Genomic DNA, 26,576 nt, shown 5'->3' on the forward strand with positions numbered 1-26,576 from the left:
CACCGCCCTTTCACGGCGGTAACAGGGGTTCGAGTCCCCTAGGGGACGCCATTTTTACCCGTGTTTTACGGGACTTCAAAGGCTCATTCGATTATTGAATGGGCCTTTTGTTTTTCTACCTCCTTAATCTTCCAGGTGCCCGATCAGCGGTACGCGATTTCGCTTGCGAGAAAATATTACATGCGTAATATTTCGATCATCATATTTGGGGGTGCCCATGAACGATAAAAAGACCCGGACTCGCGAGCGTATTCTCGACGCCGCCTGTAGCGCACTGATCCAGCAGGGGCCAGCCGACCCCAGCGTAGGTCAGGTAATGGCTGCAGCAGGCCTCACCGTCGGAGGCTTCTACGCCCATTTCGATAGCAAGGATGAATTGATGCTGGCGGCATTCGACCAGTTGCTCGGTGAGCGACGGGCCTTGCTTTCGCAGGTCGACCCCAGCCTGTCTGGTGCCGAGCGTCGTGCGCTGGCAGCAGCTTTCTATCTGTCGCGCAAGCACCGTGATGCCCATGAGCACGCCTGTCCCTTGCCTAATGCGTTGGGTGAGATGCAGCGTTTGCCCGCAGCCTTTCGCGAAATGTTGGCCGAACACCTCGAGCTCATGACGGCGCAGATGGTCGATCGTCCCGAGGATATCGACAAGGCGTTCGCCGACCTCGCCCTGATGGTCGGCGGCCTGGCCCTGGCCCGAGCCCTGGGCGCTACCGAACTTTCCGACCGTATTCTGCGCGCCGCCAAGTCGGCGGTTATCTGAGCAACCTCAACTCTGGAGCAAGGCGATGACCACCCTGAGCTGGATTCGCAGCGTCAACGGCACCCTCGGCCATCTGGCCCCCGAGCATGTCGCCGGGCGCATGCGGCGCGCCTTCATGACGCCGCGTAACCTGCCTGCGCGGCAGTGGGAGTTGCCGCTATTGGCTTCGGCCGAGCGTATCACCCTGCGCTTCGGTCTTTCGGCCTTGCGCTGGGGCAAGGGGCCGACGGTGCTCCTGATGCACGGCTGGGAAGGGCGGCCCACCCAGTTTGCCGCGCTGATCGAAGCCCTGGTGCAGGCAGGACACACGGTCGTGTCCCTGGAGGGGCCAGCCCATGGCCGTTCGCCGGGGCAGCAGGCGCATGTGGTGCTGTTCGCCCGGGCACTGCTTGAAGCCGCGGCGGAGCTGCCGCCGTTGCGGGCCGTGATCGGTCATTCGATGGGGGGCGCCAGTGTCATGTTGGCCTTGCAGTGGGGCTTGCGTGCCGAGTCGGCGGTGAGCATTGCTGCACCTGCTCAATTGCTCGGGGTGTTGCGCGGTTTTGCCCGGCGCCTGGGGATGCCCAGGCGGGCGCGTGCAGCCTTCATCCGCCAGGTCGAGCGTGATGTGGGCGTGCAGATCGATCGGCTGGATGTCAGTGGCTACCAGCTCGAGTTGCCTGGGTTGGTGGTTCATGCAGCCGACGATGCGCTGGTCGCGGCCAGTGAGGCGCAGCTCATCCACAAGGCCTGGTTCGACAGTCGCCTGTTGCTGCTGGAGGAAGGTGGGCATCAACGGGTGCTGGCTGACCCGCGTCTGGCCCAGGCTGTGCTCGAGCTGCTGGCGCGTACGACGCAACCGGCACGGCAAAGCGCCTGAGCATCCGTTACACTTTGCCCGTTCACTGACTACAGGAGCGGGCATGAGCTGGGATCTGGCAGCGCCATTCATCATCGACCTTCGCGTTGGCACCGAGGATATCGACGGCCTCGGTCATGCCAACAACGCTGTCTACGTCACCTGGCTGGAGCGCTGCGCCTGGCGCCACTCTCAGCGCCTGGGACTGGACCTGGCCGAGTACCGTCGTCTGGACCGGGCAATGGCCGTGGTGCGCCATGAGATCGACTACCTGGCAGCGGCGTACGAAGACGACGAGCTGCAATTGGCCACCTGGATCATCGACTGGGATCAGCGCCTGCGCATGACCCGTCGTTTTCAACTCAAGCGCCCACGTGACGGCGTCACCCTGTTGCGCGCGCAAACCACCTTTGCCTGTATCGAACTGTCCAGCGGCAAGCCCAGGCGGATGCCGGCCGAGTTCATCGAGGGCTATGGTCCGGCGCTGATCGGCGCCTGATCCACGGGCATTTTTTGCTAGACTGCCGCCTTTTCTCGTCGGGACCCTGAAATGCAAATTGCCCTGGCCCCCATGGAGGGGCTGGTCGACAACATCCTGCGCGACGTGCTGACCCGCGTCGGGGGTATCGACTGGTGTGTCACCGAGTTCATCCGTGTCTGTGATCGCTTGCTGCCACCTTCGTCGTTCGACAAGTTGGCACCCGAGTTGCGCAACGGCGCGCGCACGGCTGCCGGCACGCCGATGCGTGTGCAGTTGCTGGGCTCCGATCCGCTGTGCCTGGCGGACAACGCCGCCCTGGCCTGTGAACTCGGGGCGCCGGTAATCGACCTTAACTTCGGCTGCCCGGCCAAGACTGTGAACAAGTCTCGCGGGGGCGCTGTGCTGCTCAAGGAGCCCGAGCTGCTGCATGCCATCGTTCGTGAAGTTCGACGGGCGGTGCCGGCGCAGATCCCGGTGACGGCGAAGATGCGTCTGGGCTTCGACAGCCCGGATGGTGCGCTGGAGTGTGGCATCGCGCTGGCCGAAGGTGGGGCGCAGCACCTGGTGGTGCATGCGCGAACCAAGGTAGAGGGTTACAAGCCGCCGGCTCACTGGGAGTGGGTGGCGCGGGTGCAGGATGTGGTCAAGGTGCCGGTCTTTGCCAATGGCGAGATCTGGACCGTCGATGATTGGCGACGCTGCCGCGAAGTCAGCGGCGCCGAAAACATCATGCTCGGGCGCGGGCTGGTGTCGAGGCCGGATCTGGGGTTGCAGATCGCCGCAGCGCGCGAGGGGCGGGACTACCAGCCGATGGTGTGGAGCGACCTGCTACCGCTGCTGCGCGAGTTCTGGCGCCAGGCGCAGGCCAAATTGTCGCCGCGCTATGCGCCCGGGCGGATGAAGCAGTGGTTGGCGATGTTGACCCGCAGCTACCCGGAGGCGGTGCTGTTGTTCGCCGAGTTGCGGCGCGAGGATGACTGCGCCCGCATCAGCCGGCTGTTGGGTGTCGAGCCAGTGAAAACGGCCTCTTTCACCGAGTGCGTCGCCTGATGTGCAGCTGCGTCGTGCGGGGTGGGCAGATTTTTTCATGAGAGCCCTTGAAAGTCCGTTGCCTGACCTTATCTCTTGAGTACGCGATGCCGAAGTCGGGTCGCGTAGTGACTTACTTGCTGAATCTCAGGAGTTTATGACCATGACTACCGCTTTCTCCCTCGCACCACTGTTCCGCCATTCCGTAGGTTTCGATCGTTTCAATGACCTGTTCGAATCCGCGGCACGTAATGAGGCCGGTAGCAGCTACCCGCCCTACAACGTCGAAAAGCATGGCGATGACCACTATCGCATCGTGGTTGCTGCAGCCGGCTTCCAGGAGCAGGATCTCGACCTTCAGGTCGAAAAAGGCGTCCTGACCGTTACCGGTGGCAAGCGCGAAAATGGCGCTACCGAAGTCACCTATCTGCATCAGGGTATCGCCCAGCGTGCTTTCAAGCTGTCGTTCCGCCTGGCGGATCACATTGAAGTAAAAGCTGCCGGTCTGGCTAACGGCCTGCTCAGCATCGACCTGCTGCGCATCGTGCCGGAAGAAGCCAAGGCCAAGCGTATTCCGATCAATGGTGAAAAGGCTGCACTGAATTGAATGCAGTGAAGTGAATGGAAGGGCACCCTAGGGTGCCCTTTCGCATTTATGGGGCACACCCCTCCCGTAGAGGCAAGGCGCTATCAATAGTCTGCCGGGGTTTCCTGCAAGATCTGGCGAAACTCCGGCAAGGGCAGCGGTCGGCTGTGCAGGTAGCCCTGGTACAGGTAACAGCCCTGTCGCTCGAGAAATTCCAGTTGCTCCGTCAGTTCGACACCTTCTGCTATCACCGCCAGCTCCAGGCTTCGCGCCATTGCCACGATGGCTCGAACGATCTCGGCATCATTGGGGTCGTTGGGCGCGTCACGCACGAAGGTCTGGTCGATCTTCAGGGCATCCACCGGCAGGCGCTTCAGGTAGGTCAGCGACGAATAGCCCGTGCCGAAATCATCCATGGCGAAGCTCACCCCGTAGCGTTTGAGCTCACGCATCTTGTTGATGGTGTCTTCCAGGTTCTGGATGACAATGCCCTCGGTGATCTCCAGTTTGAGCATGCGCCTGGGCAAGCGATAGTCGTCCAGGCTGCGTAGCACTCGTTCGACGAAATCATTCTGGCGGAATTGCCGGGGACTGATATTCACGCAGAGACTGAAATCGTCGGCACTGATCAGCCCGTCCTCGAGCATGCGCGCGCAGGCGTCGCAGGCTTCGTCGAGGATCCAGCTACCCACCTCGAGTATCAGGCCGCTTTCCTCGAGCACCTGGATGAACTGGGAGGGCGCTTGCTGGCCAAGTTGCGGATGGTGCCAGCGCAAGAGCACTTCGGCGCCGACGATGCGATTATCGCGGGCGTCCACCTGGGGCTGGAAGTGCAGGGCCAGTTCGCCGCGCGCCAGCGCCAGACGCAGGTCGTTTTCCATGCGCAGGCGCTCGCTGGCCGCCTTTTGCATGGTGGTGTGGAACAGCTGGGTGGTATTGCGTCCGGAATCCTTGGCGCGGTAAAGGGCGATGTCTGCTCGCTTGAGCAGATCGGCTGGGGTGATGCCATGGTCGGGAATCAGTGCCACGCCGATGCTCGGCGTCACCTGCAGGCGCTGGCCGTCCAGCGACATGGGTTCGGCCAGCAGTTCGCGCAGGGTGTCGGCCAACTCGCGAACCTTGCCCTCGACGTGCTCGCGACTCCCCTCGAGACCGCTGAGCAGGACCACGAACTCGTCGCCCCCCAGGCGTGCCACGGTGTCTTCCAGGCGCACGCTGGCTTCGAGGCGGGCAGTGATGATCTTCAATACCGTGTCGCCGACGGGGTGGCCCAGAGAGTCGTTGATGTGCTTGAAGTGGTCCAGGTCGAGGAACAGCAGGGCGCCGCGAAGGTTGTGGCGCTTGAGCAGGGCGATCTGCTGGCTGAGCCGGTCCATCAGCAGGGCGCGGTTGGGCAGGTTGGTCAGCGGGTCATGGTAGGCCAGGTGCCGGATCTGCGCTTGTGCGTTCTTCAACTGGCTGACGTCGCGGGCGGTCAACAGCAGGCAGTCGGTTTCATTGAGGCTGATCGGCTCGACGGACACCTCGACGGTCAGGATGTCTCCGCGTTTGTTGCGCCCGAGCATCTCCCGGTGGTGTACCCGGCCGCGCTCCTTGAGTTCGGCAAGCAAGGCTGCCCGTTGCTTGTCGTCGGCCCAGATGCCCAGTTCGAAAACGGTACGACCCACTACCTCGATGCTGCTGTAGCCGGTCAGGCGGCAGAAGCCGTCGTTGACTTCGACATAGCGTCCACTGAGCCGTTCGGTGATGGTGATGGCGTCGGGGCTCGAGTGGAAGGCTTTGGCGAACTTCTCCTCGCTGGCCTTGAGTGCCGCCTCGGCGCGCTGCTGCTGGGTGATGTCACGCAGCGTGGTGACGCTGCAGGGCTGGCTGTCCACGGTGATCAGGCGGCTGGAAATCACGCAGGTCAGTGGTGAGCCGTTGCGGTGGTTGACCACGACCGCGACATTGCTCAAGGCCTGATCGCGAATCACCCGTTCGATGCGTTGCGCGCGCGCGGACGACTCGGCCCAGAGGCCGATCTGCTCGGCGGTGCGCCCGATGACCTGTTCGGCGTCCCACCCGAAGGTCTGGGTGAAGGCTGGATTGATCTCGATGAACTGGCCCGTATCCTGGTGAGTGACGCAGATCGGGTCGGGGCTGACCTGGAACAGGCTGGCGAACTTCTCTTCCGAGGCGCTCAGGCGTTGCTCGCGCTCGACCTGGTCGGTGATGTCCAGCAAGGTGCCGGCCATGCGCAGTGGGTTGCCATGCTCGTCGCGATAAAGCCGCGCACGGCTTTCGATATAGCGCGATGCGCCGTTCTCCAGCTGGACGCGATAGGTGATCTGGTAGTTACCGGCCGGTCCTTCGCGCAGGCTGCGGTAGGCTTGACGCATGACGCTGCGTTCTTCCTCGGGCACGCCTTCGAAGAAGGCTTCGAAGGACTCATGGAAGGGCACCGGGTCAAGGCCGTGCAGTTGCGCGGCGCGCGCCGAGCCATAGAGCATGCCGCTGGGAATGTGCCAGTCCCAGGTGCCCAACTGCGCCGAGTCCAGGGCCAGGTCCAGGCGCTCCTGGCTGTCCTTGAGTGCCTGCTCGGCCCGCTTGCGTTCGGTGGTGTCGACAAAGGTGCTGATCAGGTAGGTGATGCCTTCGAGCTCGATACCCTGGGTGCAGAGGATGCCATCGTGGATGTTGCCGCTGGTGGCACGGAACTGGACTTCCATGATCACCGGGCTGCCATTGTTGCGAGTGGCTTCCAGTACCTGCTGGCGCTGCTCGGGGTGCACCCAGAGGCCGAGTTCCACGCTGGTCTTGCCGACGACCTGGGCGCCGGGCCAGCCAAACATGTCCTCGAAGTGCTGGTTGACCTCGAAGATCATGCCATCGTGGCGGCGGGTCAGGAGGATGGCATTGGGGCTGAGGTGGAAGAGGGTGGCAAAACGCTTTTCCGAGTTGATCAGTGCGGTTTCGCGATCGCGCTGACGGGTGATCTCGCGGATCACGCCGATCATCTGTGGACGGCCATGGCGATCGTGGGTCAGGCTGCCATTGATTTCCAGCCAGTGCAGGCTGCCGTCCGGCCAGCGGATGCGATGGCGCATGGCCTGCTCCACGGGCTCGCCGTTGACCACGGCGTGGAACAGCTGGCGGGTGCGGGCGCGATCCTCCTCCGGCAGCAGGTCCAGGTAGTCGATATCCGCGGGCAACGGGCGCAGGGGATCGAAGCCGAACAGCGCCTGCGTGCCTCGTGACCAGCTCACCCGGCCGGTTTCGATATCCCACAGCCATGCGCCCAGGCGTGCGCCGTTGAGCGCGGCGAGCAATTGCGGAGCATTCTGCCAGGCCTGCTCGGACTCCTGGGGATCGACCGCAGGGATGCGCGGCAGGCGCGGAAAGCGGTTTGCTGATTTGGGCATCGGTACCAGACCTTTGGCGGATGAAGCGTCCTTGTAAGTGAAATGCCTGGCTGATGGACGGTCAGGCGGACCCCGAGTGGCTGTCGAGCAATGCCATGAACGCCTTTGCCGCATTCGACAGCGTTCGTTCCGTATGCAAAATGTAGCCTAGCTGGCGCGACAGCTGTATGCCGGGCAAGGCGATGGGTGCAACCTGTTCATCGAGCATAGTACGTGGCAGCACGCTCCACGCGAGGCCGATTGAAACCATCATCTTGATGGTCTCCAGGTAGTTGGTGCTCATGGCGATGTTCGGCGTCAGGCCCTGACTCTCGAACAAGCGCTGCACGATGTGGTGGGTAAAGGTGTTGCCGCCGGGGAACACGGCGGGGTGGCGGGCGATATCGGCCAGGCTGACATCGCTATCAAGGGCCAGGGCGTGCTCCGGGGCCGCTACGAAATCCAGGGCGTCGTCCCACACTGGAACGGCCCGGACCAGGTGATGGGGCTCGGGGGCCAGGGTGATCACTGCGATTTCCGCGCGGCCATGGAGAACTTCGTCGTAGGCCGTTTCTGAATCTAGAAACTGAATATCCAGTGCCACGGAAGGGTGCTGTCGGGTGAAAGCCCTTAGCAGCGGGGGCAGGCGGTGCAGGCCGATATGATGGCTGGTGGCCAGGGTCAGGCGCCCGGTAACTTCTCCTGTCAAATTGGTCAGGGCGCGGCGCGTATCATCCAGTACATTGAGGATCTGATAGGCGCGAGGCAGCAGGGCTCGGCCGGCTTCGGTCAAGGTGACCTCACGGCCCAGGCGATCGAACAGGCGTACATCCAGTTGCTGCTCCAGGCCGGCGATGCGTTTGCTGACGGCGGGTTGGGTCAGGTGCAGGCGTTCACCGGCGCCGGAAAAACTTCCGGTTTCGGCGATGGCGATAAAAGCGCTGAGGTTGGCGAGGTCCATGCGCTCGAATTCCTATTGGTTATCCAAAGTATAAAAATTATGAATTTGAGTTATTCAATCTAACCCCATAGCATCGTCCGTACAAGCCAAGGGGTTATTGGCATAGAAAGACGCTGATGAGGAACAGTCTGATGGCTGGCAAAACGCTCTACGACAAACTCTGGGATGCGCACGAAGTCAAACGGCGCGACGATGGCTCGTCCTTGATCTATATCGATCGTCACATCATCCATGAAGTGACTTCGCCGCAAGCTTTCGAAGGCCTGCGCCTGGCCAATCGCAAGCCCTGGCGCATCGACGCCAACATCGCCACGCCCGACCACAACGTGCCGACTACGCCAGAGCGCAAGGGTGGTATCGAGGCCATCGTCGACCAGGTGTCGCGCCTGCAGGTGCAGACCCTGGACGAGAACTGTGACGAATACGGCATCGTCGAATTCAAGATGAACGACGAGCGCCAGGGCATCGTCCACGTCATCAGCCCGGAGCAGGGCGCCACCTTGCCGGGCATGACCGTGGTCTGCGGTGACTCGCACACCTCGACCCATGGCGCCTTCGGGGCCTTGGCCCATGGCATCGGCACCTCCGAGGTCGAGCACGTGCTCGCCACCCAGTGCCTGGTCGCCAAGAAGATGAAGAACATGCTGGTGCGCGTCGAAGGCCAGTTGCCTGTCGGCGTCACCGCGAAGGATATCGTGCTTGCCGTGATCGGCAAGATCGGCACTGCCGGTGGCAACGGCCACGCCATGGAGTTCGCCGGCAGCGCTATTCGCGAGCTGTCGATGGAAGGCCGCATGACCATCTGCAACATGTCCATCGAAGCCGGTGCCCGTGTCGGCCTGGTGGCTACCGATGCGACTACCGTTGCCTATGTCGAAGGCCGTCCGTATGCGCCGAAGGGCGAGGACTGGAAGCGTGCCGTCGAAGCCTGGAAAGACCTGGTTTCCGACGACGATGCCGTGTTCGACACCGTGGTCGAACTCGACGCCGCACAGATCAAGCCGCAGGTCAGCTGGGGCACTTCCCCGGAAATGGTGCTCGCCGTCGACCAGCGCGTGCCGGATCCGGCCGCCGAGGCCGATCTGATCAAGCGTGGTTCGATCGAGCGCGCACTCAAGTACATGGGGCTCACCGCCAACCAGGCGATCACTGATATCCAGCTGGACCGCGTGTTCATCGGCTCCTGCACCAACTCGCGGATCGAAGACCTGCGCGCTGCGGCGGACATCGCCAAGGGCCGCAAGGTTGCCGCTACCGTCAAGCAAGCCATCGTCGTGCCGGGTTCGGGTCTGGTCAAGGCCCAGGCCGAGCGTGAGGGCTTGGACAAGATCTTCCTCGAGGCGGGGTTCGAGTGGCGTGAACCAGGTTGCTCCATGTGCCTGGCGATGAACCCGGACCGCCTGGAAAGCGGCGAGCATTGCGCCTCGACGTCCAACCGCAACTTCGAAGGCCGTCAGGGCGCCGGTGGTCGTACCCACCTGGTCAGCCCGGCCATGGCCGCCGCCGCTGCGGTAACCGGCCACTTCATCGATGTCCGCGAGTTGATCCAAGGGAGCGCAGCATGAAAGCCTTTACCCAGCACACCGGCCTCGTCGCGCCGTTGGATCGTGCCAACGTCGACACCGACCAGATCATCCCCAAGCAGTTTCTCAAGTCGATCAAGCGTACCGGCTTCGGCCCCAACCTGTTCGACGAGTGGCGCTACCTGGACGTGGGCCAGCCCTACCAGGACAACAGCAAGCGCCCGGTGAACCAGGAGTTCGTGCTCAACCACGAACGCTACCAGGGTGCCAGCGTGTTGCTGGCGCGGGAAAACTTCGGTTGTGGCTCCAGCCGCGAGCATGCCCCTTGGGCGCTGGACGAGTACGGTTTCCGCAGCATCATTGCGCCGAGCTTTGCCGACATCTTCTTCAATAACAGCTTCAAGAACGGCCTGCTGCCCATCATCCTCAGCGATGAGGAAGTGGATGAGTTGTTCAAGCAGGTCGAAGCCAACCCGGGCTACCAGCTGACCATCGACTTGCAGGCGCAGGCTGTTACCCGTCCAGACGGCAAGGTGCTGCACTTCGAGATCGATGCGTTCCGCAAGCATTGCCTGCTCAACGGCCTGGACGACATCGGTCTGACCTTGCAGGACAGCGACGCGATCAAGGCCTTCGAAGGCAAGCACCGCGCCACGCAGCCCTGGCTGTTCCGGGATGCCTGAAGCAGGTAGGTGACACTACCGGCCTCTTCGCGGGCGAGCCCGCTCCTACAGATATCGCAAGGCCTGAGGCAATGCTGTACCAGTGGGAGCGGGCTTGCCCGCGAAGAGGCCGGTACAGGCAATAAAACCAAAAGGATTGAATCATGACGGGTACCAGCCACACCGAAGTAGTCCAGCGTCAGTTCGGCGAACAGGCCAGCGCCTACCTCAGCAGCACCGTGCATGCCCAGGGCAGCGAGTTCGCCCTGCTGCAGGCCGAACTGCAAGGGCAGGGCGCTGCTCGCGTGCTGGACCTGGGCTGTGGCGCCGGTCATGTCAGTTTTCACGTGGCGCCACTGGTGGCCCAAGTCGTGGCATACGATCTTTCCCAGTCGATGCTTGACGTGGTTGCCAAGGCCGCCAGCGAGCGTGAGCTGGCCAATATCGTCACCGAGCGCGGTGCCGCCGAGCGTCTGCCGTTCGCCGACGCGTCGTTCGAATTCGTCTTCAGCCGTTACTCGGCACACCACTGGAGCGACCTGGGCCTGGCACTGCGTGAAGTGCGTCGGGTGCTCAAGCCGGGTGGCGTGGCGGCGTTCGTCGATGTCATGTCGCCGGGCAGCCCGTTGCTCGACACCTACCTGCAAAGTGTCGAAGTGCTGCGCGACACCAGCCATGTACGCGATTATTCTGCCGCCCAGTGGCAGCGTCAGGTCAGCGAGGCAGGGCTGTTCACGCGCAGCCATAGCCGCCAGCGCCTGCGCCTGGAGTTCGCATCCTGGGTGGAGCGCATGCGTACTCCCGAACCGATGCGTGTGGCCATCCGCCAGTTGCAGCAGGCGATGGGCGAGGAAGTGCGGCAGTATTACCAGATCGAAGCCGATGGCTCCTTCAGCACGGATGTCCTGGTGCTGTGGGCCGAGCGATAGAGTTTCCGGCGTGGCTGACCGAGCCGCGCTGTTTGAATGAATAGAGGAAAGCATGAGCAAGCAGATTCTGATTCTCCCAGGTGATGGCATCGGTCCGGAAATCATGGCCGAGGCGGTCAAGGTGCTGGAGCTGGCCAACGACAAGTTCGGCCTGGACTTCACCCTGGAGCACGACGTGATCGGTGGTGCGGCCATCGACAAGCACGGCGTACCGCTGGCTGACGAAACCCTGGAGCGCGCGCGCAAGGCCGATGCCGTCCTGCTCGGCGCCGTCGGCGGGCCGAAGTGGGACAAGATCGAGCGTGATATCCGTCCTGAACGCGGTCTGCTGAAGATTCGTGCGCAACTGGGCCTGTTTGCCAACCTGCGTCCTGCGATTCTCTATCCGCAACTGGCTGACGCTTCGTCGCTCAAGCCCGAGATCGTCTCCGGGCTGGACATCCTCATCGTCCGCGAGCTGACCGGCGGCATCTACTTTGGTGCTCCGCGTGGCCAGCGCGAGCTCGAAGGTGGCGAGCGCCAAGCCTATGACACGCTGCCCTACAGCGAGAGTGAAGTGCGCCGTATCGCCCGCGTGGGCTTCGACATGGCTCGCGTGCGCGGCAAGAAACTGTGCTCGGTGGACAAGGCCAACGTCCTGGCTTCCAGCCAGCTGTGGCGCGAAGTGGTCGAAGACGTCGCCAAGGACTACCCGGACGTCGAGCTGAGCCACATGTACGTCGACAACGCCGCGATGCAACTGGTGCGCGCACCCAAGCAGTTCGACGTGGTGGTGACCGACAACATGTTCGGTGACATTCTGTCGGATGAGGCTTCCATGCTGACCGGTTCCATCGGCATGCTGCCTTCTGCTTCGCTGGATGCCGACAACAAGGGCATGTACGAGCCTTGCCACGGTTCGGCGCCTGACATCGCAGGCCAAGGTATCGCCAACCCGCTGGCGACCATCCTCTCCGTATCGATGATGCTGCGTTACAGCTTCAACCAGCAGGCCGCTGCCGAGGCGATCGAGCAGGCTGTGAGCCTGGTGCTGGATCAGGGTCTGCGCACCGGTGACATCTGGTCGGCCGGTTGCACCAAGGTCGGTACGCAGGAAATGGGCGACGCAGTAGTCGCAGCGCTGCGGAATCTGTAATCTCTCTGGCCCGCCATCGTTTCCCTTCGGTGGCGGCCCACTTTTTAGCAAAGGTGTAGTTGCGATGAAACGTGTAGGTCTGATCGGTTGGCGCGGTATGGTCGGTTCCGTGCTCATGCAGCGGATGCTGGAGGAGCAGGACTTCGACCTTATCGAGCCGGTGTTCTTCACCACCTCCAACGTGGGTGGCCAAGGCCCGAACGTGGGCAAGGATATTGCTCCGCTCAAGGACGCTTATTCGATCGAAGAGCTCAAGACCCTCGACGTGATCCTGACCTGCCAGGGCGGCGACTACACCAACGAGGTCTTCCCCAAGCTGCGTGAAGCCGGCTGGCAGGGTTACTGGATCGACGCTGCCTCGTCCCTGCGAATGCAGGATGATGCAGTCATCATCCTCGACCCGGTCAACCGCAAGGTCATCGACCAGCAGCTGGACGCCGGCACCAAGAACTACATCGGCGGCAACTGCACCGTCAGCCTGATGCTGATGGGCCTGGGCGGGCTGTTCGAAGCTGGCCTGGTCGAGTGGATGAGCGCCATGACTTACCAGGCGGCCTCCGGTGCCGGTGCGCAGAACATGCGCGAGCTGATCAAGCAGATGGGGGCAACCCATGCTGCGGTGGCCGACGATCTGGCCAACCCGGCCAGCGCGATCCTCGACATCGACCGCAAGGTTGCCGAAGCCATGCGCAGCGAAGCCTACCCGACTGAAAACTTCGGCGTGCCGCTGGCTGGCAGCCTGATCCCGTGGATCGACAAGGAACTGCCGAACGGGCAGAGCCGCGAAGAGTGGAAGGCTCAGGCCGAGACCAACAAGATCCTTGGCCGCTTCAAGAGCCCGATCCCGGTCGATGGCATCTGCGTACGTATCGGTGCCATGCGCTGCCACAGCCAAGCGCTTACCATCAAGCTGAACAAGGATGTGCCGATCGCCGATATCGAAGGCATGATCAGCCAGCACAACCCATGGGTGAAGCTGGTGCCGAATCAGCGTGAGATCAGCATGCAGGAACTGAGTCCTACCAACGTGACCGGTACCCTGAACATTCCGGTCGGCCGTCTGCGCAAGCTGAACATGGGGTCCCAGTACCTGGGCGCCTTCACTGTCGGCGACCAGTTGCTGTGGGGCGCTGCCGAGCCGCTGCGCCGCATGTTGCGGATTCTGCTGGAGCGTTGATCGCCTCAAGTTGATCGAAAACCCGCGCTGGAGACAGCGCGGGTTTTTTGTTTGTGCGGCAATCAAGTAAAGTGCCGCTCCCGCCGTACCCGCAGAAGGAGCCAAACCATGAGCCAACCCCTAGATATCGCCGTCGTCGGCGCCACCGGAAGTGTCGGTGAGACCCTCGTGCAGATTCTCGAGGAGCTGGAGTTCCCGGTCGCGACCCTGCACCTGCTGGCCAGTATGGAATCTGCCGGCAGCAGTGTGATGTTTGCTGGCAAGAATGTGCGAGTGCGTGAGGTGGACAGCTTCGACTTCGCCCAGGTCAGGCTGGCGTTCTTCGCCGCCGGTGCTGCAGTCAGCCGCAGCTTTGCGCAGAAGGCGCGCGAGGCCGGCTGCTCGGTGATCGACCTGTCTGGCGGGCTGGATGACGCGCTGGCGCTGGTGCCGGAGGCCAATGGCGAAGTCGTCGACAGCCTTGAATTGCCAGCCTTGCTGGCCAGCCCAAGCAGCGCCGCTGTCGCGCTGGCCGTCGCGCTGGCGCCGCTCAAGGGGTTGCTGGATATCGAGCGGGTCCAGGTAATGGCCTGCCTGGCTGTTTCGTCCCAGGGGCGTGAAGCGGTGAACGAGTTGGCGCGGCAGACGGCCGAGTTGCTCAACGCCCGCCCGTTGGAGCCGCGTTTCTTTGATCGCCAGGTGGCGTTCAACCTGTTGGCGCAGGTGGGGACTACCGATGAGCAGGGGCATGCAGCGCTGGAGCGTCGCCTGGTCAGCGAGTTACGTACGCTGCTGGGCTTGCCTGAGCTGAAGATTTCCGTGAGCTGCGTTCAAGTCCCGGTGTTTTTCGGCGATAGCTTCAGTGTGACGGTGCAGAGTCGCCAGTCGGTCGATCTGCAATCGGTCAACCAGGCGCTGGACGCCGCTGCCAGCGTCGAGCGTGTGGAAAATGACGATTATCCGACACCCGTCGGTGACGCAGTGGGGCAAGACGTGGTCTATGTTGGTCGTGTACGCCATGGCGTCGACGAGGATCAGCAGCTCAACTTGTGGCTGACCACCGACAACGTGCGCAAGGGTGCGGCGCTCAACGCCGTACAATTGGCGCAATTGTTGATAAAAAAAATGGCGTAAAAGATACTGGCCAGCAATTTTGTCCTACACCACTGGCAGGTTTTTAGGACGATTCATACAAGGGAAGAGGTCATGCTTCGAATTCGCAAACTGGTTCTGGCCATCGCGGCCGCCTCGGCGCTGTCGTCCGGCATGGCCAATGCCCTTGGCCTGGGGGAGCTGACCCTCAAGTCGGCGCAGAACCAGCCGCTGGATGCCGAGATCGAGTTGCTCGATGTGCGCGACCTCACCGCCGCTGAAGTGGCGCCAAGCCTGGCCCCTCCCGAGGAGTTCGCCAAGGCTGGGGTGACGCTGCCCGCTTATCTGGAAGACCTGACGTTCACGCCGGTGATCAACCCCAACGGTCGCAGCGTGTTGCGCGTGACTTCCAGCAAGCCGCTGCCGGAGCCGGTGGTCAAGTTCCTGGTTCAGGTGATGTGGCCCCAAGGGCGGCTGTTGCGTGACTACAACGTGGCGCTCGACCAGCCGCAGCAGGCCAGCGCCAAGCCTGCCCAGGGCGCCATCAGCCCGGCAGTGAGCGCCGCCAGCTACACGACTCGCCAGCGCGACACGCTCTGGCAGATCGCTGCACGCAACACCCACGGCGGTTCGATCCAGCAGACCATGTTGGCGATCCAGGCCCTGAACCCCGATGCCTTCATCGGCAATAACATCAACCAGCTCAAGACCGGTCAGGTCCTGCGCCTTCCAGACGAGCAGCAGATCCGCAGCATTGCCCAGGGTGAGGCGATCCGCGAGGTTTCCGAGCAGTACGCCGCCTGGCGCGAAGGTCGGCGCCTGGGGCCGCGTGCGCGACAGTTGGACGCCACCCGTCGGGGTGCTGCCGAAGCCGCGCCTGCACGTATCGCCCAGGGCGATAACCTGCGGCTGGTTGCGCCCGGCACACAGACCGGGGCCGACAGCGCCAAGGCGCTGAGCGACAAGCTGGCCGTGGCCCAGGAAAGCCTGGATACCAGCCGCCGCGACAACGAAGAACTCAAGAGCCGGATGACCGACCTGCAGAGCCAGCTGGACAAGCTGCAGCGTCTGATCGAATTGAAGAACGACCAGTTGGCGCGTCTCGAGGCGCAAGGGGCCGCCGAGCCTGCAGCACCTGTAGCCGCGACGCCGCCCGTCGAGCCGGTGGTCAACGCCCACTTGGCCCCTGCCGAACCTGCGGTCACGCCGCCGCCTGCAGCAGCGGATACTGCGCCGCAAGCAGCGGCGGCGCCGGAGCAGCCACCGAGTGCACTCGACGAACTGCTGGGCAATCCGCTGTTGCTGGCGCTATTGGCGGGCTCGGCCTTCCTCGTGTTGCTGCTGCTGTTGCTGCTTCTGGCGCGCAAGCGCAAGGCCCAGCAGGAGGCTGAGAAGCACCTGCGCATGGCCCGAGCCTTGGCCGAGGAAGGTGAGCGCGGTCCTGATCTGGACCTGCCGCCCAGCAGCTTCGATGGACTGGATGTCTCGGCGCCGAGCGTGACCTTGTCGCCTGCCGTGGTGGCGGCCTCCGCTGCAGCCGCGGCGGCGGCGGAAAAGCCAGTCGTTGCCAGTGCGCCGACTGATGCCGATCCGCACGCGACGCTATTGGCCGAGGTCGACGAGAGCGTCGCCAAGGGGCGCTTGAATCACGCAGCTACTCTGCTGGAACCGGTGGTGGCTGCCGAGCCGCAGCGCAGCGACCTGCGCCTTAAATTGATGGAAGTCTACGCTCGCCAAGGCGATCAGGACGCGTTCGTCGGCCAGGAGCGCCAGTTGCCCGGCACACCTGAGAACCAGGGCGAAGTCGAGGGGCTCAAGCAACGTTATCCGGCCATGCTCGGGGTTGCGGCGGCAGGGCTCGGCGCGGCTGCGCTGGCTGCGGAGATGGACGAGCAGTATGTGCAGGAGCTGCTCCAGGACCACGAGGCGGCACCTGTCGCAGAGCCCGAGCCGGTTGTCGACGAAGCGGTGGCCGCGGCGCCCCAGCCAGAGCCTGTGCTGGACAGCGTGCCAGAGCTCGATGAGGTGCCCGTCACCGCCACGGACGATCTGGACAGTGCGTTTGACCTGAGTCTGGACGATGACCTCGCGCTTGACGACTCGCTCGATGCCCCGGTGCTGGATGCACCTGACGCGACGCAAGCGCCCGAGGTCGTGGTTGAGCCGGCGGTGCAGGCCGAGCCGGCCGTCGAGAGCGATGCCGACGACGATTTCGAGGCATTGCTGGCCCAGGCTCAGGCGCAATCCGAGCCACAAAGCCTGGATGATCTGGCGGACTTCGATCTGGATGTCGGTGAGCCGGCCGTAGCCGCGCCGCCTGCTGCCGAGCCGGAGGCGCCCGTGGATGTCGCCGCCGAGCTGGCTGCATTCGACGAAATTCCGGAATTCGACCCCATTTCCGAACTCGAGCTGCCGGACGACTTCGACCTGTCGTTGTCGCTGGATGACGAATCGCCAGCCGACAAGCACTTCGCCTCGGAACTCAGTGACGTCAACGCCGAGCTCGACAAGTTGTCGCAGAGCCTGGCATCGCCGTCGTTGGAGCCGCACTTCACCGCCGAGGATGCGGCGCTCGAGCCCGGAGCCCTGGATGACCTGGACTTCGACTTCTTCTCCGGCACCGACGAAGTGGCGACCAAACTCGACCTGGCTCGGGCCTACATCGACATGGGCGATCACCAGGGCGCCCGCGATATCCTCGACGAGGTGGTCAAGGATGGCGACGACGGCCAGCGCCAGGAGGCGCAGGACATGCTGTCGCGTCTGGTCTGACGCGTAGCTTGCCCTGATCGGACAACGGCAGCCCTGTGGGCTGCCGTTGTCGTTATAATGGCCGCCTTTTCGTTTCATCCACAGGTTTGGCTTTCTTGGACATCAACGACATCGACGCGGCCGAATCGGCGGCCGAAGGGTACTCGCGCATCGCCCTGGGCGTGGAATACAAAGGTTCGCGCTACCGCGGCTGGCAACGCCAGGCCAGCGGTGTGCCCAGTGTCCAGCAGGCGCTGGAGCAGGCATTGTCGAAGGTCGCCGACTCGCCGATCAGTGTGATGTGCGCCGGGCGCACCGACGCTGGCGTTCACGGCTGTGGCCAGGTGGTGCACTTCGATACCCGCGCCGTGCGTGACGAACGTGCCTGGACCCTGGGCACCAACTTCAACCTGCCCCATGACATCAGCGTGGCCTGGGCACGGACGATGCCGGCGCACTTCCATGCGCGGTTCAAGGCCACTGCCCGGCGTTACCGCTACGTCATCTACAACGATCCCATCCGTCCGGCGCACCTGGCCGAAGAGGTAACCTGGAATCACCGCCCGCTGGATGTCGCGGCGATGGCCGAGGCCGCCGAATACCTGCTCGGCACCCACGACTTCAGCGCATTCCGGGCCAGCCAATGCCAGGCCAAGTCGCCGGTCAAGCATATCCACCACCTGCGCGTTACCCGCCATGGTCGGATGATCGTCCTCGACGTGCGCGCCACGGCTTTCCTGCATCACATGGTGCGCAATATCGCCGGTGTGCTGATGACCATCGGTGCCGGCGAGCGCCCTGTGCAATGGGCCCGCGAGGTGCTGGAGGGGCGCAACCGTCGGGAGGGGGGCGTGACGGCGCATCCTTATGGCCTGTACCTGGTGCAGGTGGAGTATCCGGAAGAGTTCGCCCTGCCGCAGCGTTACATCGGCCCACACTTTCTTACCGGCTACGAGGCGTTGGCAGACTGACGGGCGAAACGTCATTTGCTAACATCCGGCCTTTCACCGATCACTCAAGGTTCGTCGTCCATGAGCAACGTCCGCACCAAGATCTGCGGGATTACCCGCATCGAAGACGCGCTGGCCGCCGTCGAGGCCGGTGCCGATGCCATTGGCTTCGTCTTCTATGCCAAGAGCCCGCGCGCGGTGGATGTGCGCCAGGCGCGGGCGATCATCGAGCAGTTGCCGCCCTTCGTGACCACGGTGGGGCTGTTCGTCAACGCGTCACGCTGTGAGCTGAACGAGATCCTCGAGGTGGTTCCACTGGACCTGCTACAGTTCCACGGCGACGAAACCCCCGCCGATTGCGAAGGCTATCACCGCCCATGGATCAAGGCCCTGCGAGTGCGCCCCGGGGATGATCTCGAGGCTGCCTGCCAGCAGTACTCCGGCGCCCGTGGCATTCTCCTGGACACCTACGTGGCTGGTGTGCCGGGGGGGACTGGCGAAGCCTTCGATTGGTCGCTGGTGCCGGCGCGCTTGAGCAAGCCGATCATCCTCGCGGGTGGGTTGTCGGCGGACAACGTCGGTCAGGCCATCGTCCAGGTCAACCCCTATGCGGTGGACGTCAGTGGCGGCGTCGAGCAGGCCAAGGGCATCAAGGATGCCAGCAAGATCGAAGCCTTCATGCGCGCGGTCCGCGCGGCGTGACGGCGGATGTGACGGTTGGCGGCGTGCCATCGTCCATAGCTATCGCAGCCCGGTGCTGCCCGGCTGGCCCCGTGGGGCTGGTCATCAGAACACGCGACGCCAGGGGCGTCGGCGTACAGGTTGAAGGTGGAGTGGTGCGCGGGTGGTCCCTGTGACCGGTCCATCGTCGTTTAGAACACGAATTTGAGCTCAAGGGTCGGGGCAGGGCAGGCGACAGCAAGCCTGCCACCGGCCAAAACGGGAGAATAGAGCATGAGCAACTGGTTGGTAGACAAACTGATCCCTTCGATCATGCGTTCCGAGGTGAAGAAGAGCTCGGTGCCGGAAGGCCTGTGGCACAAGTGCCCGGCTTGCGAAGCCGTGCTGTATCGTCCGGAGCTGGAAAAAACACTCGACGTCTGCCCCAAGTGCAACCATCACATGCGTATCGGCGCCCGTGAGCGTATCGACATCTTCCTCGATGTCGAAGGCCGCGCCGAGCTGGGCGCTGACCTGGAACCGGTCGATCGCCTGAAGTTCCGTGATGGCAAGAAGTACAAGGATCGCCTGACCGCCGCGCAGAAGCAGACCGGCGAGAAGGACGCGCTGGTCTCGGTCAGCGGCACACTCATGGGCATGCCGATCGTGGTCAGCGCCTTCGAGTTCTCCTTCATGGGTGGTTCGATGGGTGCCATCGTCGGCGAGCGCTTCGTGCGCGCAGCCAACTACGCCCTGGAAAACCGTTGCCCGATGATCTGTTTCTCCGCCTCCGGCGGTGCGCGCATGCAGGAAGCGCTGATCTCGCTGATGCAGATGGCCAAGACCTCGGCGGTGCTGGCGCGCCTGCGTGAAGAAGGCATCCCGTTCATCTCGGTACTGACCGACCCGGTCTATGGTGGTGTGTCCGCCAGTCTTGCGATGCTGGGTGATGTCATCGTCGGTGAACCGAAGGCGCTGATCGGCTTCGCCGGCCCGCGTGTGATCGAGCAGACCGTGCGCGAAAAACTGCCGGAAGGCTTCCAGCGCAGCGAGTTCCTGCTGGAGCATGGTGCCATCGACCTGATCATCTCCCGTCATGAGCTGCGTCCACGCCTGGCCCGCCTGCTGGCACAGATGACCGGCCAACCGACTCCCGAGCAGGCAAAAGAAGCGGCCGTCGTCGCGTGATGAGCCAGCGTACCCTGGGCGAGTGGCTCGCATACCTCGAGCAGTTGCACCCTTCGGCCATCGACATGGGCCTGGAGCGTTCACAGCAGGTGCTGGCGCGCCTCGCGCTCGGTCGGCTGGCGCCGAGGGTGGTGACGGTCACCGGCACCAACGGCAAGGGTTCGACCTGTGCGTTCATCGCCTCGTTGCTGCGTGCCCAGGGCTTGAAGGTCGGCGTGTACAGCTCGCCGCACCTGTTGCGTTACAACGAGCGGGTGCTGATCGATGGCGTCGAAGCCAGCGATGAGCGTCTGTGCGAAGCCTTCGCCGCCGTCGAGGCGGCGCGGGGCGAGATTTCCCTCACCTACTTCGAGATGGGTACATTGGCGGCCTTCTGGCTGTTCCAACAGTCGCAGCTCGATGCCGTGGTGCTCGAAGTGGGCCTGGGTGGCCGTCTGGACACCGTGAACGTGGTAGACGCCGACATGGCGCTGGTGACCAGCATCGGTGTTGACCATGTCGATTACCTGGGTGATACCCGTGAACGGGTGGCCTTCGAGAAGGCTGGCATCTTCCGTGCGGGCAAGCCGGCGCTATGTGGCGACCTGGACCCACCGCAGCCACTGCTGGACAAGGCCGCCGAACTGGCTGCGCCGCTTTTCCTGCGTGGCCGTGAGTTCGACCTGGACAGCGCCGAAGGCCGCTGGAGCTGGCGTGGCACCACGACCGACGGTCAGCCGGTGGCGCTGCATGACCTGCCGCTGCTCGACCTGCCCATGGAAAACGCTGCCCTGGCACTGCAGGCCTACCTGCTGATGGGCTTGCCGTGGCAAGCCGAGCAGGTTCGCCGGGCGTTGCTCGATACCCGCATTACCGGTCGCCTGGACCGTCGCCAGTTGACCTGGCAGGGCAAGACGGTGGAGCTGCTGCTGGATGTCGGGCACAACCCGCATGCCGCCGAGTACCTGGCCCGCCGCCTGTCCGCGCGTCCGTTGAAGGGGCGTCGGTTGGCGGTGTTCGGCCTGCTCGCCGACAAGGACCTGGAAGGCGTGATCGCGCCACTGCAGGGCCTGGTCGACGACTGGGCGGTAGCCCCCCTGGATACCCCGCGCAGTCGTGCGGCTGCCGAACTGGCCACTGCCTTGACGAACCAAGGTGCTACGGTGAAGTCTTATGCCAGTGTCGCCGCTGCCCTAGAAGGGCAGTGTGCACAGGCAACGGCGGATGACCAGATCTTGCTGTTCGGTTCGTTTTTCTGCGTCGGCCAAGCCCTGGAATGGCTCGAGCGGCAGGTCCCGGAGGATGGAGTAGATGGCAGTGCTGGATAAAGGGATGAAGCAGCGCATGGTCGGTGCGCTGGTGCTGGTGGCGCTGGCGGTGATCTTCCTGCCGATGCTGTTCACCCGCGAGGACGAGATGCGCCAGGTGCGTGTCGAGGCGCCCCAGGCGCCGGCCATGCCAAGCCTGCCTGACGTCAAGGTGGAGCCTGTGCAGGTGCCGGAGCCCCAGGCGCTGCCCGATCCCTCGGAGCAAGCGCCGGTGGTGGTCGATGAGTCCACTGCACCGGTCAGCGCGCCAAGCCAGCCGATCACGCCGTCACCTTCGCAGGTCGCACAGGTGCCGGTGGCCAAGTCGCCAGCCCCAGCGCCTGCCGCTAAAGCTGAAGCGCGCCCGGTGCAGCCTGCCACTCCGGCACCTGCTGCCACCGCCAGCGCAAGCAAGCCGGCGGCAGCGTCGAAGATCGATGGCAACGGTCTGCCGGTGAGCTGGTCGATCCAGTTGGCCAGCCTGTCCAACCGTGCTGGCGCCGACAACCTGCAGAAGACCCTGCGCAGCCAGGGCTACAACGCCTACATCCGTTCGGCTGACGGCATGAACCGGGTGTTCGTCGGTCCGCTGATCGAGCGTGCTGAAGCGGAGCGTGTGCGTGATGTGATCAACCGCCAGCAGAATCTCAAGGGTATCGTGGTTCGTTTCCAGCCGGAACGAGGCTGAATCCGGACGGCCCTGCCCGATCTGCGCCTTGATGCAGGTCGGGCAGGGCCGTTTTTCGTTCTGATTCCACCCTTCGCGAATGCGGCAAAGTTGTCCTGGAAGTCAGGCTGCAGGCCTTCAGCGACGTGACATTCCGCTTACCCCAAGCCCTTCGCTCTGTTAAAATGCGCCGCCTCAAACGTCTGCAGGCAGCACCGTGGCATTTACCTGGGTTGATTGGGCGATCATTGCGGTCGTCGCCGTTTCCTCACTGATCAGTCTCAAGCGCGGCTTCGTCAAGGAAGCCTTGTCCTTGCTCATCTGGATCATTGCCGGCGCGGTCGCCTGGATGTTCGGCGGGTCGCTGTCGCAGTACCTGGAGAGCTATATCCAGACACCCTCGGCACGGATCATCGCCGGGTGTACCATTCTTTTCGTCGCCACCCTGCTGGTGGGGGCGATGATCAACTTCCTCGTCGGCGAGCTGATCCGCGTGACCGGGCTGTCCGGCACCGATCGTTTCCTCGGCATGGTGTTCGGCGCCGCGCGCGGGGCCTTGCTGGTGGTGGTGGCCGTCGGCTTGCTCAGCCTGGGCCCGGTGCAACAGGATCCGTGGTGGCAGGAATCACGCCTGATACCACAATTTCTATTGGTCGCTGACTGGTCGAAGAACCTGATTCTCGGTTTCGCCGGTCAGTGGATGTCCAGTGGGATCAGCTCTCCAGTTGATCTTCCGTTCAAGGAACAGCTGCTCGGTCCATCCCGGCCCTGAGCGCTTTTCACTCAAGTTTCGTCAAAGTAGGGGTTGCGTCGCATGTGTGGCATCGTCGGTATCGTCGGTAAGTCGAACGTCAATCAGGCGCTGTATGACGCGCTAACGGTCCTCCAGCACCGCGGCCAGGACGCTGCCGGTATCGTGACCAGCCATGACGGCCGGTTGTTCCTGCGCAAGGATAATGGCCTGGTGCGCGACGTCTTCCAGCAGCGCCACATGCAGCGCCTGGTCGGCCACATGGGCATCGGCCACGTGCGCTACCCGACCGCGGGCAGCTCCACCTCGGCCGAGGCCCAGCCGTTCTACGTCAACTCGCCGTATGGCATCACCCTGGCGCACAACGGCAACCTGACCAACGTCGAGCAGTTGGCCAAGGAGATCTACGAGTCCGACCTGCGTCACGTCAACACCAATTCCGACTCGGAAGTGCTGCTCAACGTGTTCGCCCATGAGCTGGCCGTACGTGGCAAGCTGCAGCCGACCGAGGAGGACGTGTTCGCGGCGGTCTCCCATGTGCACAGCCGCTGTGTCGGTGGCTATGCGGTGGTGGCGATGATCACCGGCTACGGCATCGTCGGCTTCCGTGACCCCAACGGCATTCGTCCGGTGGTGTTCGGCCAGCGCCACACCGACGAAGGCGTCGAGTACATGATCGCCTCCGAAAGCGTTGCCCTGGACGTCCTCGGCTTCACCCTGATCCGTGACCTGGCGCCAGGCGAGGCCGTGTACATCACCGAAGAAGGTCAGATGTACACCAAGCAGTGCGCCAACAACCCGAAACTGCAGCCCTGCATCTTCGAGCATGTCTACCTGGCTCGTCCTGACTCGATCATGGACGGTGTCTCGGTGTACAAGGCGCGTCTGCGGATGGGCGAGAAGCTGGCCGAGAAGATTCGCCGCGAGCGCCCGGAGCACGACATCGACGTGGTCATCCCGATCCCGGACACCAGCCGCACCGCGGCCCTGGAGCTGGCCAACCACCTGGGTGTGAAGTTCCGCGAAGGCTTCGTCAAGAACCGCTACATCGGCCGTACCTTCATCATGCCCGGCCAGGCCGCGCGCAAGAAATCGGTACGCCAGAAGCTCAATGCCATCGAGCTGGAATTCCGCGGCAAGAACGTGATGCTGGTGGATGACTCGATCGTACGCGGCACCACCTGCAAGCAGATCATCCAGATGGCCCGTGAGGCCGGCGCGAAGAACGTCTACTTCTGCTCCGCGGCGCCGGCTGTGCGTTACCCCAACGTCTACGGCATCGACATGCCGAGCGCTCACGAACTGATCGCCCACAACCGTACCACTGAACAGGTGGCCGAGTTGATCGGCGCCGACTGGCTGATCTATCAGGACCTGCCGGACCTGATCGACTCGGTCGGTGGCGGCAAGATCAAGATCGAGCACTTCGATTGCGCGGTGTTCAACGGTGAATACGTTACCGGCGACATCGACGATGCCTACCTGGACCGTATCGAACAGGCTCGCAACGATGCGGCCAAGGTCAAGACCCAGGCTGTCAGCGCGATCATCGACCTGTACAACAACTGACTTTGGGCTTTTTAGGAGTAACGGCATGACGGATCAATGGGATGCCGGACGGCTGGACAGCGACCTGGAGGGTGTCGGTTTCGACACCCTGGCAGTGCGTGCCGGTCAGCACCGTACGCCCGAGGGCGAGCACAGCGAAGCGCTGTTCCTGACCTCCAGCTATGTCTTCCGCACGGCCGCCGATGCGGCTGCGCGTTTCGCCGGTGAAACGCCGGGCAACGTTTACTCACGCTACACCAACCCGACCGTGCGTGCCTTCGAGGAACGCCTGGCGGCCATGGAAGGTGCGGAGCAGGCCGTGGCGACGTCCACCGGCATGGCGGCGATTCTCGCCGTGGTCATGTCGCTGTGCAGCGCCGGCGACCACGTGCTGGTGTCGCAGAGCGTGTTCGGCTCGACCATCAGCCTGTTCGAGAAGTATTTCAAGCGCTTCGGTGTGCAGGTGGACTATGTGCCGCTGGTCGATCTTGGTGGTTGGAAGAACGCCATCAAGGCCAATACCAAGCTGCTGATCGTCGAGTCGCCGTCCAACCCGCTGGCGGAGTTGGTGGATATCGGCGCACTGGCCGAAATCGCCCACGCCGGTGGCGCGATGCTGGTAGTGGACAACTGCTTCAGCACGCCGGCGCTGCAGCAACCGCTCAAGCAGGGGGCCGATATCGTCTTCCACTCCGCGACCAAGTTCATCGACGGCCAGGGCCGCAGCATGGGCGGCGTGGTTGCCGGTCGTGCCGAGCAGATGAAGGAAGTGGTGGGCTTCTTGCGTACCGCGGGGCCGACCCTCAGCCCGTTCAATGCCTGGATTTTCACCAAGGGCCTGGAGACCCTCAAGCTGCGCATGCGTGCGCACTGCGAGAGCGCGCAGGCCTTGGCTGAATGGCTGGAACAGCAGGAGGGTGTGGAAAAGGTGCATTACGCCGGCTTGCCAAGCCACCCACAACACGAACTGGCCAAGCGCCAGATGAGTGGCTTCGGCGCGGTGGTCAGCTTTGAGGTCAAGGGCGGCAAAGAGGGTGCCTGGCGCTTTATCGACGCCACTCGGGTGATTTCGATCACCACGAACCTGGGTGACAGCAAGACCACCATCGCCCATCCGGCGACCACCTCCCACGGTCGTCTGAGCCCGCAGGAGCGTGAGGCGGCCGGCATCCGTGACAGCCTGATTCGTGTTGCGGTGGGGCTTGAGGACGTCGCCGATCTGCAGGCCGACCTGGCGCGTGGGTTGGCAGCGCTGTGATCGACTGGACAGGTGGCGAGCCAGACCATAACGGTCGGGTGGCCTTGGTAACCGGTGCCGCCCGCGGCATCGGCCTGGGCATCGCCGCCTGGCTGATCTGCGAAGGTTGGCAGGTGGTGTTGAGTGACCTGGACCGCCAGCGCGGTGCCAAGGTTGCCAAGACCCTGGGCAGCAACGCCTGGTTCATCGCCATGGACGTCTCCGACGAGGCCCAGGTCAGCGCTGGTGTGGCGCAGGTGCTGGGCCAATTCGGACGTCTGGATGCGCTGGTGTGCAACGCGGCCATCGCCAACCCGCATAACCATACGCTCGAGAGCCTGAGTCTTGCGCAATGGAATCGTGTATTGGCGGTCAACCTCAGTGGCCCGATGCTGTTGGCCAAGCACTGTGCGCCTTACCTGCGCGCGCATGGCGGGGCGATCGTCAACCTGGCCTCCACACGTGCACGTCAGTCGGAGCCGGACACCGAGGCCTATGCCGCGAGCAAGGGCGGGCTGCTGGCACTGACCCACGCCCTGGCCATGAGCCTGGGGCCGGAGATCCGGGTCAACGCCGTCAGCCCTGGTTGGGTCGACGCCCGCGATCCGTCCCAGCGCCGCGCCGAACCCCTCACCGAAGCCGACCATGCCCAGCATCCAACGGGCAGGGTAGGGACGGTGGAGGATGTTGCGGCACTGGTGGCCTGGCTGTTGTCGCGTCAGGCCGGATTCGTCACCGGCCAGGAATTTGTGGTCGATGGCGGCATGAGCCGCAAGATGATCTACAGCTGACGCGCCACTTGCCGCTGTGCAAAGCAAAAGGAGCCGACAAGGCTCCTTTTTCGTTCTGACGCTTTTTCAGGTTTTTGAAAAAAAATTCAACGGGGCTATTGACTTAGCATCGGTACCTGCGTAAATTTCGCGGCCTCAGCGAAGCAAACGCAACAAGCAACATCGCGAGGGTGATTAGCTCAGCCGGGAGAGCATCTGCCTTACAAGCAGAGGGTCGG

Annotated in this window: 23 protein-coding genes; 21 read left to right on the forward strand and 2 right to left on the reverse strand. The window is 63.4% G+C overall.

The genetic code is table 11. From position 1 onward, the window contains the following. Positions 1–217: 217 nt before the first annotated feature. The 5 genes from IAE40_RS24350 (at position 218) to IAE40_RS24370 (ending at position 3,712) form a co-directional block, all read left to right on the forward strand. Positions 218–757: a TetR/AcrR family transcriptional regulator gene (locus tag IAE40_RS24350; RefSeq protein WP_054893089.1), complete on the forward strand. Its 540-nt coding sequence runs from the start codon at positions 218–220 to the stop codon at positions 755–757. A gap of 25 nt (positions 758–782) precedes the next feature. Beyond that, positions 783–1,616, forward strand: coding sequence for an alpha/beta fold hydrolase (locus IAE40_RS24355; RefSeq protein WP_153773431.1), 834 nt, complete (start codon positions 783–785; stop codon positions 1,614–1,616). A 43-nt stretch (positions 1,617–1,659) separates the two neighbouring features. Next, positions 1,660–2,094 (forward strand): acyl-CoA thioesterase, encoded by a 435-nt coding sequence (locus IAE40_RS24360; protein ID WP_054893091.1) that lies wholly within the window; start codon positions 1,660–1,662, stop codon positions 2,092–2,094. Between the two features lie 51 nt (positions 2,095–2,145). Beyond that, the gene (locus IAE40_RS24365; RefSeq protein ID WP_054893092.1) at positions 2,146–3,126 is read left to right on the forward strand and encodes a tRNA dihydrouridine synthase; all 981 of its coding nucleotides are present in this window, start codon (positions 2,146–2,148) and stop codon (positions 3,124–3,126) included. Positions 3,127–3,268: 142 nt separating this feature from the next. After that, a complete protein-coding gene (locus IAE40_RS24370; protein ID WP_197889842.1) occupies positions 3,269–3,712 on the forward strand; it encodes an Hsp20 family protein in 444 nt (147 codons plus the stop codon). Between the two features lie 83 nt (positions 3,713–3,795). Here IAE40_RS24370 and IAE40_RS24375 read toward each other — a convergent pair whose 3' ends face one another. Both IAE40_RS24375 and IAE40_RS24380 read right to left on the reverse strand, forming a co-directional pair. Then, a complete protein-coding gene (locus IAE40_RS24375; protein WP_063543853.1) occupies positions 3,796–7,092 on the reverse strand; it encodes a bifunctional diguanylate cyclase/phosphodiesterase in 3,297 nt (1,098 codons plus the stop codon). A 61-nt stretch (positions 7,093–7,153) separates the two neighbouring features. Further along, positions 7,154–8,032 carry a LysR family transcriptional regulator gene (locus IAE40_RS24380; RefSeq protein WP_054893095.1) on the reverse strand — a complete coding sequence of 293 codons (879 nt, stop codon included), beginning with the start codon at positions 8,030–8,032 and terminating at the stop codon, positions 7,154–7,156. Positions 8,033–8,163: 131 nt separating this feature from the next. On the opposite strand from IAE40_RS24380, the gene leuC reads away from it, so the two are divergent. From leuC to IAE40_RS24460, 16 genes are all read left to right on the forward strand, one after another. Further along, positions 8,164–9,597 (forward strand): 3-isopropylmalate dehydratase large subunit, encoded by a 1,434-nt coding sequence (gene leuC / locus IAE40_RS24385; RefSeq protein WP_125930420.1) that lies wholly within the window; start codon positions 8,164–8,166, stop codon positions 9,595–9,597. After that, positions 9,594–10,238, forward strand: a complete 645-nt coding sequence (gene leuD / locus IAE40_RS24390; RefSeq protein WP_125930419.1) for a 3-isopropylmalate dehydratase small subunit — start codon at positions 9,594–9,596, stop codon at positions 10,236–10,238. Before leuC ends, leuD begins: the two co-directional genes overlap by 4 nt. 143 nt (positions 10,239–10,381) lie before the next feature. Beyond that, positions 10,382–11,146, forward strand: coding sequence for a class I SAM-dependent methyltransferase (locus tag IAE40_RS24395; protein ID WP_200604005.1), 765 nt, complete (start codon positions 10,382–10,384; stop codon positions 11,144–11,146). Between the two features lie 52 nt (positions 11,147–11,198). Next, positions 11,199–12,281: a 3-isopropylmalate dehydrogenase gene (leuB, locus tag IAE40_RS24400; protein WP_054893099.1), complete on the forward strand. Its 1,083-nt coding sequence runs from the start codon at positions 11,199–11,201 to the stop codon at positions 12,279–12,281. 64 nt (positions 12,282–12,345) lie between these two features. Then, positions 12,346–13,458 (forward strand): aspartate-semialdehyde dehydrogenase, encoded by a 1,113-nt coding sequence (asd, locus tag IAE40_RS24405; protein ID WP_054893100.1) that lies wholly within the window; start codon positions 12,346–12,348, stop codon positions 13,456–13,458. Between the two features lie 108 nt (positions 13,459–13,566). Beyond that, positions 13,567–14,571, forward strand: coding sequence for an aspartate-semialdehyde dehydrogenase (locus IAE40_RS24410; RefSeq protein WP_200604006.1), 1,005 nt, complete (start codon positions 13,567–13,569; stop codon positions 14,569–14,571). Positions 14,572–14,643: 72 nt separating this feature from the next. Beyond that, the gene (locus IAE40_RS24415; RefSeq protein WP_197889839.1) at positions 14,644–17,301 is read left to right on the forward strand and encodes a FimV/HubP family polar landmark protein; all 2,658 of its coding nucleotides are present in this window, start codon (positions 14,644–14,646) and stop codon (positions 17,299–17,301) included. A 95-nt stretch (positions 17,302–17,396) separates the two neighbouring features. After that, positions 17,397–18,251, forward strand: coding sequence for a tRNA pseudouridine(38-40) synthase TruA (gene truA / locus IAE40_RS24420; protein ID WP_153773426.1), 855 nt, complete (start codon positions 17,397–17,399; stop codon positions 18,249–18,251). A gap of 60 nt (positions 18,252–18,311) precedes the next feature. Beyond that, on the forward strand, positions 18,312–18,932 hold the full coding sequence (locus IAE40_RS24425) for a phosphoribosylanthranilate isomerase (protein WP_153773425.1): 621 nt from the start codon (positions 18,312–18,314) through the stop codon (positions 18,930–18,932). Positions 18,933–19,184: 252 nt separating this feature from the next. Next, positions 19,185–20,078: an acetyl-CoA carboxylase, carboxyltransferase subunit beta gene (gene accD, locus IAE40_RS24430; RefSeq protein ID WP_054893105.1), complete on the forward strand. Its 894-nt coding sequence runs from the start codon at positions 19,185–19,187 to the stop codon at positions 20,076–20,078. Then, complete coding sequence (gene folC / locus IAE40_RS24435) at positions 20,078–21,385, forward strand: bifunctional tetrahydrofolate synthase/dihydrofolate synthase (RefSeq protein WP_151924160.1); 1,308 nt, start codon at positions 20,078–20,080, stop codon at positions 21,383–21,385. Before accD ends, folC begins: the two co-directional genes overlap by 1 nt. Continuing rightward, the gene (locus tag IAE40_RS24440; protein ID WP_200604007.1) at positions 21,369–22,052 is read left to right on the forward strand and encodes an SPOR domain-containing protein; all 684 of its coding nucleotides are present in this window, start codon (positions 21,369–21,371) and stop codon (positions 22,050–22,052) included. The genes folC and IAE40_RS24440 overlap by 17 nt, the downstream gene beginning before the upstream one ends. A gap of 196 nt (positions 22,053–22,248) precedes the next feature. Beyond that, positions 22,249–22,803: a CvpA family protein gene (locus IAE40_RS24445; protein ID WP_054893108.1), complete on the forward strand. Its 555-nt coding sequence runs from the start codon at positions 22,249–22,251 to the stop codon at positions 22,801–22,803. 42 nt (positions 22,804–22,845) lie between these two features. Next, positions 22,846–24,351 carry an amidophosphoribosyltransferase gene (purF, locus tag IAE40_RS24450; protein ID WP_063543875.1) on the forward strand — a complete coding sequence of 502 codons (1,506 nt, stop codon included), beginning with the start codon at positions 22,846–22,848 and terminating at the stop codon, positions 24,349–24,351. A 25-nt stretch (positions 24,352–24,376) separates the two neighbouring features. Beyond that, positions 24,377–25,588, forward strand: coding sequence for an O-succinylhomoserine sulfhydrylase (locus tag IAE40_RS24455; protein WP_112897765.1), 1,212 nt, complete (start codon positions 24,377–24,379; stop codon positions 25,586–25,588). After that, positions 25,585–26,358 (forward strand): SDR family oxidoreductase, encoded by a 774-nt coding sequence (locus IAE40_RS24460; protein ID WP_054893111.1) that lies wholly within the window; start codon positions 25,585–25,587, stop codon positions 26,356–26,358. Before IAE40_RS24455 ends, IAE40_RS24460 begins: the two co-directional genes overlap by 4 nt. Positions 26,359–26,576: the final 218 nt, after the last annotated feature.

Source organism: Pseudomonas sp. S44 (assembly GCF_016624805.1).
Lineage (GTDB): Bacteria > Pseudomonadota > Gammaproteobacteria > Pseudomonadales > Pseudomonadaceae > Aquipseudomonas > Aquipseudomonas machongensis.

Coding starts and splice junctions, on each gene's coding strand:
- leuC (WP_125930420.1), top strand. CDS start 8,164: ATGGCTGGCAAAACGCTCTACGACAAACTCTGGGATGCGCACGAAGTC.
- IAE40_RS24425 (WP_153773425.1), top strand. CDS start 18,312: ATGAGCAACGTCCGCACCAAGATCTGCGGGATTACCCGCATCGAAGAC.
- asd (WP_054893100.1), top strand. CDS start 12,346: ATGAAACGTGTAGGTCTGATCGGTTGGCGCGGTATGGTCGGTTCCGTG.
- IAE40_RS24360 (WP_054893091.1), top strand. CDS start 1,660: ATGAGCTGGGATCTGGCAGCGCCATTCATCATCGACCTTCGCGTTGGC.
- IAE40_RS24410 (WP_200604006.1), top strand. CDS start 13,567: ATGAGCCAACCCCTAGATATCGCCGTCGTCGGCGCCACCGGAAGTGTC.
- leuD (WP_125930419.1), top strand. CDS start 9,594: ATGAAAGCCTTTACCCAGCACACCGGCCTCGTCGCGCCGTTGGATCGT.
- leuB (WP_054893099.1), top strand. CDS start 11,199: ATGAGCAAGCAGATTCTGATTCTCCCAGGTGATGGCATCGGTCCGGAA.
- IAE40_RS24370 (WP_197889842.1), top strand. CDS start 3,269: ATGACTACCGCTTTCTCCCTCGCACCACTGTTCCGCCATTCCGTAGGT.
- purF (WP_063543875.1), top strand. CDS start 22,846: ATGTGTGGCATCGTCGGTATCGTCGGTAAGTCGAACGTCAATCAGGCG.
- IAE40_RS24455 (WP_112897765.1), top strand. CDS start 24,377: ATGACGGATCAATGGGATGCCGGACGGCTGGACAGCGACCTGGAGGGT.
- IAE40_RS24365 (WP_054893092.1), top strand. CDS start 2,146: ATGCAAATTGCCCTGGCCCCCATGGAGGGGCTGGTCGACAACATCCTG.
- IAE40_RS24440 (WP_200604007.1), top strand. CDS start 21,369: ATGGCAGTGCTGGATAAAGGGATGAAGCAGCGCATGGTCGGTGCGCTG.
- IAE40_RS24395 (WP_200604005.1), top strand. CDS start 10,382: ATGACGGGTACCAGCCACACCGAAGTAGTCCAGCGTCAGTTCGGCGAA.
- IAE40_RS24415 (WP_197889839.1), top strand. CDS start 14,644: ATGCTTCGAATTCGCAAACTGGTTCTGGCCATCGCGGCCGCCTCGGCG.
- IAE40_RS24350 (WP_054893089.1), top strand. CDS start 218: ATGAACGATAAAAAGACCCGGACTCGCGAGCGTATTCTCGACGCCGCC.
- folC (WP_151924160.1), top strand. CDS start 20,078: ATGAGCCAGCGTACCCTGGGCGAGTGGCTCGCATACCTCGAGCAGTTG.
- IAE40_RS24375 (WP_063543853.1), bottom strand. CDS start 7,092: ATGCCCAAATCAGCAAACCGCTTTCCGCGCCTGCCGCGCATCCCTGCG.
- IAE40_RS24380 (WP_054893095.1), bottom strand. CDS start 8,032: ATGGACCTCGCCAACCTCAGCGCTTTTATCGCCATCGCCGAAACCGGA.
- IAE40_RS24355 (WP_153773431.1), top strand. CDS start 783: ATGACCACCCTGAGCTGGATTCGCAGCGTCAACGGCACCCTCGGCCAT.
- accD (WP_054893105.1), top strand. CDS start 19,185: ATGAGCAACTGGTTGGTAGACAAACTGATCCCTTCGATCATGCGTTCC.